Raw genomic sequence first — 11,446 nt, forward strand, 5'->3', positions numbered from 1 at the left:
CACCAGATCTGGCTTCTTCGTATCGGCGAACAACCAGGTCATGGCGCTTACCACGCAATCGGCCGGGGTGCCGGAACAGGCGTACCAGTTCGGTTTGAGGCGCCGCATGGTCAACGGCCTGGCAATCGTCAATGACGAGCCGGCGGCGGTGCGCTTGCCGTCGGGCGCGACCACCCAGACATCGCCGCTCAACGCGCTGGCGGCCGCGACCAGACGGGCAAGCCCCGGCGCTTCGATGCCGTCATCGTTGCAGATCAGAATTCTCATCGTTTTCTTGCCTCCGACACCACTATGCGCTGGCCGGTGCGGCATTGCGTGCGCAGCGAGGGGATGTGGGATTGCAGGTCGCCGAGAAGATCCGGCGTGCAGGAATGGCCGAGTGCCGCGGGACGGCCGGCCTTCTCCCAGATATCGACATTGCCCGACAGCGTCGGATGGGTCGGCATGCGTACCCAGTCCGCCCGACCGGCCTTGTGCAACACATCGCCCGGCGAACCTGACGGCAGATGCCCGGTAAGCAGCACCGGAAAACCGGAATGGTCGGCACGCGGCAAGAGGCGCGACGATGGGCCGGCTTCACCCATGCCGTCATCCGCCAGCAGCGGCATGGACGGCAGGGGATCGGCATCGGTCCAGTCGGCTGCGTCTTGCAGGCGGCGGCGCAGCAACGTTGAAACGCCCGGCAACAGGGCTGCCGTGGCGCCGATCTGCGCTTCCAGGGACGAGCGCATGCCGGCATGGATGGCGAACGGCCCTGGCAAGGCCGCGATCAGCTCCAGCGACCGACCCGAGAGCGGCGTCGGCAAAAGACACCCGCCCGAATGCCTCGCAACCCATTGCGAGATTTCGCGCGCACGCGCCGCCCCCGGCACCGGATCGGCGCCGTAGGAAGCATCGAGGACAAGCAGGTCGCAGTGCGGGATCGTGTCCATGACGAAGACATTGCTGTCCGGCACCACATCGGCGGAATAGGCGACGCGGCTCTCGCCATCGTCCACGGCAAACCAGACGCCGCCCACGACATGCCCGGAGCGTCCCGTCCGGATCGTGAAATTGCCGCTGTTCAACGTGTCGCCGGGTTCGAACAATTCGAGGCGATCTTCGGGAAAAGGGAACCGCCTGAAATCCTCGGGCTCAGCATAGCCGGCGAGCGTGGCAGGCGCCTCGTCGCGGGTCTCGGCGGTCATGAAGATCGGACCGGCATAACCGCGCGACAGCAGCCAGCTCAGCGCGCCGATATGATCCTCATGCGCATGCGAGACGAACAGCGCATCGATGTCGGCGACCGAGCCGTTCAGCGCCGGATAGTAGTCCGCCCCCGAGGCGCCGACCTTGATGCCGACGTCGAGCAGGATGCGATCCTTGCCGCTGCAGACAGCAAGGCTGGTGCGGCCCTTTTCGCCAAAGCCGCCGAGCAGGTCGAGCATCATCACGATGCCGCCCCCGCCGCCGGGATCAGCCAGCCGGAGCGTATCCGCAGGCGTGCCTGGGCTCCGCTCTCCAGCGCGACTGGATCGGGCTGTGCGAAATGCAAGGTGAGGTCGGGATTGGTCGAAGGCGTGAATTCGATGCGCGCCGAGCCACCCTGGTAGATCACCCGCTTGACCAGACCATCGAAGCCGGGACCGTCCGGCGACACGTCGAGATCGGCCGACCGGCAGCAGACCTTTGCCCCGGTTCGCGGCCGCTCGCCTGGCCGGCAGCGGACAACCAGTTCCGCGCCGAGAACGCGGACCTTGCAGTGCCCTCTTTCTTCCGCGCTCAACACATCCGCAGGCAGCAAAATGCCCTGCGAAATGAAGGAAGCCACCATTTCATTTGCCGGCTCATGATAGAGTTCGCGTGGCGTCGCCAGCTGGGCAAGACGCCCGCCATCCATCACCGCGATCCGATCGGCCAGCGCCATCGCCTCGGCCTGGTCATGGGTGATGTAGACGATCGTCGTGCCCGTGCGCTTGTGGAAGGACGCGAACTCGTCCTCCATCGAAGCCCTCAGATGCACGTCGAGATTGGCCAGCGGCTCGTCGAACAGAACCAACGAGGGCGCGGCGACAAGGCAGCGCGCCAATGCCACGCGCTGGCGTTGGCCGCCGGACAGATTGGCCGGCCGACGCTCGCCCAGCCCTTGCAGATTGACCAGGGCGAGTGCGTCTTCAACCTTCTGGCGCGCGACGGCCTTGTCGAGCTGCGCCACCTTCAGCGAATAGCCGATGTTTTCGGCGACCGTCATGTGCGGCCACAGCGCGTAGTTCTGGAAGACGATGCCGACGCGCCGCTTTTCCGGCGCGACGCTGCCGCCCTTGCCCGACACGACCTCGCTGCCGATACGGATCTCGCCTGACGTCACCTTCTCGAATCCGGCAACGAGCCGCAGCAGCGTGGTCTTGCCGCAGCCGGACGGCCCGAGCACTGCCAGGAACTCGCCGTCGCCGACATCGATCGATACGTCCTTGACGGCATCGAAATTGGCGAAGCTCTTGGTCACATTGTCCAGGCTCAATCGCGCCATGGCAGCACTCCGGTCGGAAGGTAGGGGGCAAGCAGATTGGTCACCAGCATCAACAGGAAAGTGACCGCCACAGTGATGACGGACATCGCCGCCGCATAGTTGGAATCGCCGCCCTGCTCGAAGGAAAACATCACGACACCGATCGTCTCCGACCCGGACGACCACAGCAGCGCCGAGACGGTAAGTTCGCTGAGCGCCGTCATGAAGATCAGTAGTCCGCCGGCGATCGCCGCCGGTGCCACCAGGGGAAAGATGATCGTGCGCATGCGCGTGAACAGCCCGGCGCCCGCTACTTGCGCCGCCTCCTCCAGCGCCCGGTCGATCTGGTGATAGCCGCTGATGGTCGGCCGCAGCGCCAGCACCAGGAAACGGGCGAGATAGGCGTAGAGGATGATCCAGACGGTGTTGTAGAGCTGGATGCCGGTGAGCGGGATCGGCCGCAGGAACATGAGCAGCGAGGCGATCGCCAGCACCACGCCGGGCAAAGCATAGGGCAGCTCGACCGACAGATTGAGCAGCCGCACCCAGCGCTGCTTGCCCCATGCGATCAGATAGCCGATCGGCACTGCGACCAGGACCGCGAAGAAGGCCGCCGCGATCGACAGCCAGAAGCTGTTGAAGAAGGCGCGGCTGGCCGCGTCATGCTCGAACAGCACGAAGCGATAATTGTCGAGCGTTGCCGTCTTGGCGGTGAGCGCGATGCCGTAGCCCGGCACCAGCGATGTCAGAACCAGCCCGAACAGCGGCAGGAACAGCACCACGATGATCAGCAGCCACATGCCGGCCTGGACCGTAGGCCGCCAGCGACCGAGTTCATAGGGTTCGGCCGAAAGCGACGTGGAGCTGATGCGATAGTCGCGGCGGCGGCTCATGATCTCCTGGGCAAGGATACCCGCCATGGCGATGATGCCGATCAGCACCGATAGGAATGCGGTTTCGCCGAGCACGGCGGGGCCGCCGCCGGCCAGCTTCTGATAGATCAGCGTCGGCAGCACGAGATAGTTGGCGGGAATGCCGAGAAAGGCCGGAATGCCGAAATTGCCGACGCATGAGACGAAGGCAAGGGCAGCGGCCGCCATGATCGACGGCGTCATCAAGGGCAGCACGATGGTGACCAGCACGGTGAACCAGCCGGCACCGCCCGCCCGCGCGGCTTCGACCAGCTCGCGCGGCAGCTTGCGCAGCCCGGCGCGCACCAACAGGAAAACCAGCGGGCCATACTGCACGCCGAGCAGCAGGATGATGCCCGATGTCGAATAGAGCGGGTTCCTGGTACCGAGCGGCGGTGCCGCCCCGAACAGCTTGAGGAACGGGCTTGCCGGGCCGAACAATTGCAGCCAGGCCAGCGCCGTCACCTGCGGCGCGATCATCAAGGGCATGACGTAACAGAGCACCATGGCGCTGCGAGCGCGGATATCGGTCAGAGTGACGAGGACGGCCACCAGCGTTCCAGACAGCACCGCAAGCAGGGTGCCGCCGATACCGACGACCAGTGTGTGCCAGGTGGCGATCCAGGTCGCCGGACTGGCGAGCCCCGCCTTTATCGCGACGGTCGACAGCGTGCCGCCGGGCGCCACGATCTCCTTGATCAGGCGCAGCATCGGCAGCAGGGAAAGCAGGACGATGACGATGGCTACCGCCGCCGTCAGGACCATTTCCTGGCCCCGGCTTTCCCTGATCCGTGTTGACATGATTGCGTTTCCTGGGGTCGATCAGCCGATGCGATCGGGGTTTTGCCCGTCAGGGATACCGCTGGGACGGCACCCCTGACTGGATTGCCGGCTCAGCCCCCGAACAATTCCGAGAACTTCGCCTTGTCGGCGTCGGTTTTGGCGACGATTGCCTTGGTGTCGAACGGCATCACCTTGACCTTGACGCCTTCCGGCAGCCATTCGGGGCGGCCGACCGAGGCGCGCGCCGGCAGATAGCCCATCGAAAGCGCAAGCTTCTGGCCGTCATCGGAAAGAATGAAGTCGACGAACTTCTTGGCGCCGTCGACATTCCTGGCGGTCTTCATGATGGCGACCGGTTCGGTCACTGCCGGCACACCTTCCGAGGGGAACACGAACTCGACCGGGGAACCCTTCTTCTTGGCGTTCATCGCCATGAAGTCGACCAGGATGCCATAGGGCTTTTCGCCCGATGCCACCGCCTTCAGCACCGCACCATTGCCGCGCACGCTGACGGTGTTGTTGGTCTTCAGCTTCTGGAAGAAATCCCAGCCATAATTGGCGTCGCCGACGAAGCCCGAAAGCAGGTAGGCGGCGGCACCCGAATAGAGCGGGCTCGGCATGACCAGGCCATCGGCATAGGCGGGCTTGGCAAGATCGGCCCAATGCTGCGGCTTCTCGGCCGCGGCGGTGTTGTAAACGATGCCGGTGGTGATCAGCTTGCTGCCGAAATAGGTCTTGTCGGCGTCATAGGCATCCGCCTCGATGCCATCGAGCTTTGCCTCGGGATAGGGCAGTAGCCGGTCGTCCTTCTTCAACAGCTCCATCGAGACCGCATCGGCGATCAGAAGCACGTCGGGCTGCGGGCTGCCGGCGGCAAACTCGGCCGCCATCTTGGTGAGGATGTCGCTCGTTCCGGAGCGATAGATATTCACATCGATACCCGGCTGCGCCTTCTTGAAGGCATCCACGGTCTTGGCCGCGTCGGCTTCCGGCTGGGACGTGTAGAGCGTCAGTATTTCGGCGTTTGCCACGCCGGCAAACAAAGTTGCCGCGAGCGCCAGCTGGCTGGCCAGCAGCTTGATGAAGTGCGTCTTCAATGAGACCTCCTGTCTTTCTGTGCATGACCGGTCCGGCTCTGGCCGGCTCCCCGTCTCTTCCTCCCTGCACGGCGCATATGACTGGTGGATGACACAGCGCGTGAAACCCACAAAATATGTTCATATGTACGATGTCAATTACAAATGAACAGAAATGTGCGACAATCGACACGCCGCAGATCCGGCATCAGTTGACATCCGGCCGGTATTTCCTTGATGAGCACCGGTCAGGCCACGGCTCATGAGGGACAGGAACCGATGACCACAGAAAAACCCAGACAGGCTCGCCTGCCGATGGTCTCGTCGGACCTTACCGTCAAGACGGCATGGCTCTACTATGTCGAAGGTTTCACCCAGGAACAGATTGCCGAAAAGCTCGATGTCTCCAGGGTGAAGGTCATGCGTACGCTGGCCTCCTGCACCGCCGAGGGCATTGTCGTCACCATGATCAACGCGCCGACCGCCGGGCAGGTGGCGCTCGAGCGGGGACTGGAAAAGCGCTGGGGTCTGAATGCCGCCGTCGTCATCCCGACGCCTTCGGCGCATGACCATCTGGAGAAAGCCATCGGCCATGCCGTCGCGGCCTATCTCGGCGAGCAGATGCAGGACGGCATGACGCTCGCCATCGGTGGCGGCGCGACCCTGCATGCCAGCCTCGGCTTCCTTGCCCGCCGGCAGTTGAAGCGTGCCTGTGTGGTGGCGCTCGTCGGCAGCCTGCCGCACTCGCAATGGATCAATCCGTCCATCGTTGCCGCCAAGGTAGCCGATGTCTTCGAGGTCGACAGCTACCAGATCACCGCGCCGGTCACGGTCGACAATTCCTCGCTGCGCGATCTCCTCTGGGCGCAGCCGACCCTGCAGGATGTACGCCAACGCGCGGCCGCCGCCGACATCGCGCTGCTCACCGTCGGCGACATGTCGCCGGACGCCACCATCTTCCGGCATGGCATCGTTCCGTCATCGCTGATCGCTCCGTTGAAAGCGAAGGGCGCGGTCGCCAACATGCTGTGCTATTTCGTCGATGCCAATGGCCGTTTGGTGGACCACGAGGTAAACGGGCGTGTCATGGCCATCGATCTCGATGTGGTCGGCAAGGTGCCGAATGTGGTTCTCGCCGCGGGCGGCAAGCGCAAGGTCGCGGCGATCCTCGCCGCACTGAAAGCCGTCGACACCAATGTGCTGATCACTGACAGCGATACCGCCACGGCGCTGCTTGCCAAGGGCGGTTAGATCAGCCCGCGCTCGCGCAAAAAATCCTCGACGCCGACATGGGTCATGGATTCGAATTCGGCGATCGCCTCGGCCACCCGCTTGCGCTGCGCCGCCAACAGTGTGAACACCTGCTTCATCTCGCCGGAAACACCAAAACGGCTCCACCGCTCGGCGATATGCGTGGGCAGACCGATGTCGGCGCAGAACGCGTCCAGACTGTCATAGCCGAGGCTGGCGACGAGCTGCCTGGTCTCCTCCGCCGACATGCGAGGCTCGAAGGCGTGGTCGTGCAGGCGCTGCGCCACCAGCTTGATGTCGGATGGCGACGCACCCATGACCTTGCCGAACAGGGTTTTGACGTCAGATGGGTCGAATGCAGGCATATTTGGCCTCCCTGGATCGCAATCCAGATAGAACATGGGTCAAGGGTCAGCGCCTGACAAGTCGTTTCTGTCGCAAGCCGGCGCATCAGTCGGCGCCGGCTTCTGCTTGGTGGATCAGACCAGCAGGCCCATCGGATTTTCAAGGAGGTTCTTGAAGGCGACCAGCAGTTCGGCACCCAGCGCACCGTCCACGGCGCGGTGGTCGGTCGACAGCGTCACCGACATCACGGTGGCTATTCTGATCTCGCCGTTCTTGACCACTGCCCGCTCCTCGCCGGCGCCGACTGCCAGGATGGTCGCGTGCGGCGGGTTGATGACCGCGGCAAAATCCTTGATGCCGAACATGCCGAGATTGGACACCGCCGTGGTGCCACCCTGATACTCTTCCGGCTTCAGCTTGCGGCTGCGGGCGCGACTGGCGAGGTCCTTCATCTCGTTGGAGATGGTGGACAGCGTCTTTTCGTCGGCTTTGCGGATGATCGGTGTGATCAGCCCGCCGGGGATCGACACGGCAACGCCGACATCGGCGTGCTTGTGCTTGACCATGGCGCTTTCGGTCCACGAGGCATTGGCATCGGGCACCGCCTTCAGCGCCATCGCCATCGCCTTGATCACCATATCGTTGACCGACAGCTTATAGGCCGGAGCATCACCCTTGTCGGTCTTCTTCACCGGGGCTGCCGCATTGATCTGCGTGCGCAGCGCCAGCAGCGCATCGAGCTCGCAGTCGAGCGTCAGGTAGAAATGCGGAATGGTGGTCTTGGCCTCGACCAGGCGGCGCGCAATGGTCTTGCGCATACTGTCATGCGGGACAAGGTCGTAGGAGCCCTGTTCGAACAGTTTCAGGACCTGATCGTCCGACATCGCCTTTACCGGCGCGGCAGGAGCAGCAGCCGGCACGCCAGCCGGAGCCTTGGCGGCAGGCGCCGTCTGGGCGCCGCCACCGGCAATGGCCGCGTCGACATCGGCCCTCACCACCCGGCCATACGGGCCGGTGCCAGATACGGTCGAGAGGTTCAGGCCGGCCTCACGGGCCAGGCGCCGGGCAAGCGGTGTTGCACGGCCGGCCGATGGCGATTGGCCGATCTCCGCCCTTGTGGGGGAGATGCCAAGTGGCGGCAAAGAGGGTAGGGCAGAGGGGTGCGTGACAGAATGAGACGTTGGCGCGACAGCGCCCCCCTCTGTCGACTTCGTCGACATCTCCCCCGCGGGGGGGGAGATTGGCGCCTTGTCCTGCTTGGCCGCAGCAGCATCAGCCCCATAGGCCTCACCGTCGGCATAGATCCACGCCACGGCAGCGCCGACCGCAATATCGACACCCTCTTTGCCGGTGACATCGCGCAGGACGCCGCTGGCCGGCGCATCGATTTCCATCGCCGCCTTGTCGGTCTCGATCTCGAACAGCACATCGCCCTTCTTGACGTGCGCGCCCTCCTCGGCAAACCAGCGCGAGATCTGTCCGGTCGCCATGTCCATGTCGACCTTGGGAAGAATGACTTCGGTCGGCATGGTCTAGCGGACCCCTTTCACGAGGTCGCGCGCGGCGGTGATGATGTCCGGAATTTGCGGCACCGTCGCCTTCTCGAGTTCCGGATTGTAGGGGATCGGCGTTTCGGCGCCGCCCAGCCGCACGATCGGCGCGTCGAGATAGTCGAACGCTTCGCTCTCGGCGATCATGGCGCTGACCTCGGCGCCGATGCCCAGCGTCTTGACCGCTTCGTAGACGCATAGCAGCCGCGACGTCTTCTTGACGCTGTCGATGACGGTCTGCTTGTCCATCGGCCGGATGGTCCGGAGATCGACGACTTCGACGTCGATGCCTTCGCTCTCCAGCACGGCTGCCGCGTCGAGCGCCTTCTGCACCATGATCGAGGTGGCGACGATGGTGAGATCCCGGCCTTCGCGGCGGATATCGGCCTTGCCGATCGGCACGGTGTAATAGCCTTCGGGCACCGGTCCCTTCATCTTGTAGAGCAGCTTGTGCTCGAAGATCATGACCGGATCGGGATCGGCGACCGCCGCCAAAAGCATGCCCTTGGCATCATAGGGGGTCGCCGGCTGGATGACTTTCAGACCCGGCACATGGCCGAGCCAGGCTTCGAGGCTCTGGCTGTGCTGAGCCGCCGCACCGGTGCCGGAACCGGCGGGAAAGCGCATCACCACGGGAACAGAAACCTCGCCGCCCAGCATGAAGCGCATCTTGGCCGCCTGGTTGACAATCTGCTCCATGGCAAGCGTGGCGAAATCGGAAAACTGGAACTCGAAGATCGGCCGCATGCCGGTGAGCGCAGCCCCAACCGCAACGCCCGCGCCGCCCAGTTCCGAAATCGGCGTGTCGATGACGCGGTCAGCGCCGTAACGTTCGACCAGGTCGCCGGTGACCTGGAAGGCGCCGCCATAGACGCCGATATCCTCGCCCATCAGGAAAACGCGCTCGTCCATGTCCATGGCGATCGCCATGGCCTCCTGGATCGCCTGGGCGTAGCTCAGTTCACGCACCATCGCGTCCATCACGCCTGCTCCGTATACACGTAATTTCCCGTCTCGCTGATATCGGGCGATGGGCTCGCCTTGGCGAACTCGATGCCCTCGGCGATCTCTTGCGCCACGGCATCGCGAATGGCCTCGATGCCCTTGTCGTCGATGAAGCCGAATTCCCTGAGCTCGCTTTCGAACAGGGTGATCGGATCGCGGTTCGACATCCAGTCCTCGATCTCTTCCTTGGTGCGATAGCGGTTGCGGTCGCTCTTGGAATGGCCGCGATGGCGATAGGTCTTGGACTCGATCAGCGTCGGCCCCTCGCCGGCGCGGGCTCGGGCAACAGCCTGATGAGACGCCTCGGCGACCTCGGAGAAGATGTTGCCGTTGACGATGACGCCGGGCATCGAATAGGCGGCGGCGCGCTCGGCGATGTTCTTGACCGCGGTCGAGCGGGCTGTCGATGTCGACATGCCGTAGCCATTGTTCTCGCAGACGAAAATGACAGGCAGCTTCCAGACCGCCGCCATGTTTAGCGCCTCGTGGAAAGCGCCTTCATTGTTGGCGCCATCGCCGAAGAACGAGACCACGACCTTGCCGGTCTTCATCATCTTGGAGGACAATGCCGCCCCCACGGCGATCGGGATACCACCACCGACGATGCCATTGGCGCCGAGATTGCCCTTGCCGACATCGGCGATGTGCATCGAGCCGCCACGGCCCTTGCAGTAGCCTGTGGTCTTGCCGAAGAACTCGGCGAACATGCGCTTGACCTCGGCGCCCTTGGCAATGCAGTGGCCGTGACCGCGATGCGTCGAGGTGATCTGGTCATCCTCGGCAAGCGGCATGCAGATGCCCATGGCGCTGGCTTCCTGGCCGATCGACAAATGCATGGTGCCATGGATGAGGCCGCGCGTGTAGCACTCCTCCGCGCCCTCTTCGAAGCGGCGGATCAGGTACATCTTGTGGAGCACCTGCTTGAGCTGCTCGGCGCTGTACTGGCGGTAGACGAAGGGCAGATTGGCGCGACTGTCAGTGACGGCTTTGCTGGCTGTGGCCATGATCACGCTCCCACGGTCCCATAGACGAGCTTGTCCTGGCGAGCGCGCAGTTCGGCGATCTTGGAGCCCGCCGCGGGCGCTGCATTCGCGTAGGTTATGAGTTCGCCCTTCTTGATCGGCGCGGTGACCGAGCCGCCCTGCAGCAGGCCGCAGGGAATGGCCTTGGCGGCGCGCGCTTCAGGCGTCGTCATGATCCAGGCGCGGTAGCAATATTCGCCGATCGCATCGAGCTTCTCGCCGGGCTTCATGTCCTTCTTGGCCACGGCGGCCACTTCGGCCACCGGCTTGGCCAGCGGCACCATGTCGGCCTTGCCGTAGAGCACGACGCGCGCGCAGGTCAGCGGCACCTCGAGCGAGGTCAGGTGATAGGGACGATGGAAAGTGAAATACGGGCCTTTGCCCATCTTCAGATCTTCCATGCGCTCGGAGATGCGCGGATGCGACATGTCGGCAACGACGAAGACGCCGGGCGCGACACCCTTGCCGATCGAATAGTCGACGACGCCGACCTTCGACAGAACGCCGCCATCCTTCTGCGGCACCAGCACCTTGGACAGTTCGCCAAGCGTCGCCGCCGGGCCATGCATGCCAGCCTTGTCTGGAACCAGGCCGGTGGCATTGGCGATTGCCGCCATCTCGACCATGGTCTTGGAGCCGTCGACGAATTCGACCAGCATGCGGACATTCATGTGCCGGCGCTTGGCTTCCTCCTCATAGTCCGGGGGAATAGCGTCGATGTTGAGCGGATTGTTCTTGCCCTTGCCGGCGGCAACGATCGGGTGACCCATGGCCGAGACGAACTCGATCAGCTCCATGCAGGAGGACGGCTCATCGCCGGCGCCCAGTGAATAGGTGACGCCGAGCCGGTCGGCCTCGCTTTTCAGATAGGCGCCGATGGTGACGTCGGCCTCGACATTCATCATCACCAGATGCTTGCCATGCTCCATGGCGCGCAGCCCGATCTCGGCGCCAACGGCGGGAACCCCGGTGGCATCGATGACGACGTCGATCAGATCATTGTTGATGACAAGGT

General features: G+C 63.9%; 11 protein-coding genes. 1 reads left to right on the forward strand and 10 read right to left on the reverse strand.

The features are described 5' to 3' along the window. From EN994_RS05055 to EN994_RS05075, 5 genes are all read right to left on the reverse strand, one after another. Window positions 1–267 (reverse strand): 5'/3'-nucleotidase SurE (locus tag EN994_RS05055; RefSeq protein ID WP_281060131.1); only part of this gene is annotated, 267 nt, incomplete at its 3' end. Further along, complete coding sequence (locus EN994_RS05060; protein WP_063169126.1) at window positions 264–1,430, reverse strand: MBL fold metallo-hydrolase; 1,167 nt, start codon at window positions 1,428–1,430, stop codon at window positions 264–266. The genes EN994_RS05060 and EN994_RS05055, both read right to left, overlap by 4 nt. After that, the gene (locus EN994_RS05065; RefSeq protein WP_127307421.1) at window positions 1,430–2,509 is read right to left on the reverse strand and encodes an ABC transporter ATP-binding protein; all 1,080 of its coding nucleotides are present in this window, start codon (window positions 2,507–2,509) and stop codon (window positions 1,430–1,432) included. Before EN994_RS05065 ends, EN994_RS05060 begins: the two co-directional genes overlap by 1 nt. Beyond that, window positions 2,497–4,200 carry an iron ABC transporter permease gene (locus tag EN994_RS05070; protein WP_063169128.1) on the reverse strand — a complete coding sequence of 568 codons (1,704 nt, stop codon included), beginning with the start codon at window positions 4,198–4,200 and terminating at the stop codon, window positions 2,497–2,499. The genes EN994_RS05065 and EN994_RS05070 overlap by 13 nt, the downstream gene beginning before the upstream one ends. Before the next feature lie 92 nt (window positions 4,201–4,292). Beyond that, a complete protein-coding gene (locus EN994_RS05075; protein WP_063169129.1) occupies window positions 4,293–5,279 on the reverse strand; it encodes an ABC transporter substrate-binding protein in 987 nt (328 codons plus the stop codon). Between the two features lie 258 nt (window positions 5,280–5,537). Here EN994_RS05075 and EN994_RS05080 point away from each other — a divergent pair, with 258 nt between their 5' ends. Beyond that, the gene (locus tag EN994_RS05080) at window positions 5,538–6,509 is read left to right on the forward strand and encodes a sugar-binding domain-containing protein (RefSeq protein WP_027162947.1); all 972 of its coding nucleotides are present in this window, start codon (window positions 5,538–5,540) and stop codon (window positions 6,507–6,509) included. Here EN994_RS05080 and EN994_RS05085 read toward each other — a convergent pair. The 5 genes from EN994_RS05085 to EN994_RS05105 all read right to left on the reverse strand — a co-directional run. Further along, entirely contained in the window at window positions 6,506–6,874 is a 369-nt protein-coding gene (locus tag EN994_RS05085) for a hypothetical protein (RefSeq protein WP_013529317.1), read from the reverse strand. The two genes, EN994_RS05080 and EN994_RS05085, sit on opposite strands and share 4 nt — an antisense overlap. Before the next feature lie 114 nt (window positions 6,875–6,988). Beyond that, on the reverse strand, window positions 6,989–8,383 hold the full coding sequence (locus tag EN994_RS05090) for a pyruvate dehydrogenase complex dihydrolipoamide acetyltransferase (protein ID WP_063169130.1): 1,395 nt from the start codon (window positions 8,381–8,383) through the stop codon (window positions 6,989–6,991). A gap of 3 nt (window positions 8,384–8,386) precedes the next feature. Continuing rightward, entirely contained in the window at window positions 8,387–9,385 is a 999-nt protein-coding gene (locus EN994_RS05095; RefSeq protein WP_027163140.1) for an alpha-ketoacid dehydrogenase subunit beta, read from the reverse strand. Next, a complete protein-coding gene (locus EN994_RS05100) occupies window positions 9,385–10,413 on the reverse strand; it encodes a thiamine pyrophosphate-dependent dehydrogenase E1 component subunit alpha (RefSeq protein ID WP_063169131.1) in 1,029 nt (342 codons plus the stop codon). The genes EN994_RS05095 and EN994_RS05100 overlap by 1 nt, the downstream gene beginning before the upstream one ends. 2 nt (window positions 10,414–10,415) lie before the next feature. After that, on the reverse strand, window positions 10,416–11,446 hold a 1,031-nt coding region (locus EN994_RS05105; RefSeq protein ID WP_127307422.1), incomplete at its 5' end, for a homoserine dehydrogenase.

Source organism: Mesorhizobium sp. M7A.F.Ca.CA.002.09.1.1, from assembly GCF_003998555.1.
In the GTDB taxonomy this organism is placed as follows: Bacteria; Pseudomonadota; Alphaproteobacteria; order Rhizobiales; family Rhizobiaceae; genus Mesorhizobium; species Mesorhizobium ciceri.

What these genes read in the sequence shown, in the direction of transcription:
- EN994_RS05060 (WP_063169126.1), bottom strand. Translation starts at nt 1,430, where the DNA reads ATGATGCTCGACCTGCTCGGCGGCTTTGGCGAAAAGGGCCGCACCAGC.
- EN994_RS05065 (WP_127307421.1), bottom strand. Translation starts at nt 2,509, where the DNA reads ATGGCGCGATTGAGCCTGGACAATGTGACCAAGAGCTTCGCCAATTTC.
- EN994_RS05070 (WP_063169128.1), bottom strand. Translation starts at nt 4,200, where the DNA reads ATGTCAACACGGATCAGGGAAAGCCGGGGCCAGGAAATGGTCCTGACG.
- EN994_RS05080 (WP_027162947.1), top strand. Translation starts at nt 5,538, where the DNA reads ATGACCACAGAAAAACCCAGACAGGCTCGCCTGCCGATGGTCTCGTCG.
- EN994_RS05085 (WP_013529317.1), bottom strand. Translation starts at nt 6,874, where the DNA reads ATGCCTGCATTCGACCCATCTGACGTCAAAACCCTGTTCGGCAAGGTC.
- EN994_RS05090 (WP_063169130.1), bottom strand. Translation starts at nt 8,383, where the DNA reads ATGCCGACCGAAGTCATTCTTCCCAAGGTCGACATGGACATGGCGACC.
- EN994_RS05095 (WP_027163140.1), bottom strand. Translation starts at nt 9,385, where the DNA reads ATGGACGCGATGGTGCGTGAACTGAGCTACGCCCAGGCGATCCAGGAG.
- EN994_RS05100 (WP_063169131.1), bottom strand. Translation starts at nt 10,413, where the DNA reads ATGGCCACAGCCAGCAAAGCCGTCACTGACAGTCGCGCCAATCTGCCC.